1 protein-coding gene is annotated in these 228 nt (G+C 61.0%); it reads right to left on the bottom strand.

Going from position 1 to position 228, the window contains the following annotated elements:
- Positions 1 to 216, bottom strand: a 216-nt coding sequence (locus AC3XQU_RS25190; protein ID WP_489876811.1) for a hypothetical protein, incomplete at its 3' end; no start/stop codon positions are given.
- Between the last annotated feature and the right edge of the window lie 12 nt (positions 217 to 228).

The raw sequence follows: 228 nt of genomic DNA, 5'->3' as shown, positions 1-228 counted from the left end.
CAGCGGAACAAGGCTGATGATCACCATTCCCGCCGCAATTAGCGCGAGGTGCCGTAGGAATTCGCGGTCGATGAATGCGGCCGTGGCGAGGCTCAACGCAAGCACGCCGTAGCCCATGACGTCATTCTCGACGCCGAATAGCAGCACTCCGGACACCGAGAGCAGGACCGCTGGCAACAGTTTCCAGGTGAGCGCGGTACGGGGTGGTTCGGTCAAGATCGAAGTCAC

The organism is Telluria sp. AZSoR62, assembly GCF_058111565.1.
This window is presented reverse-complemented; position numbering and strand designations above follow the sequence as displayed.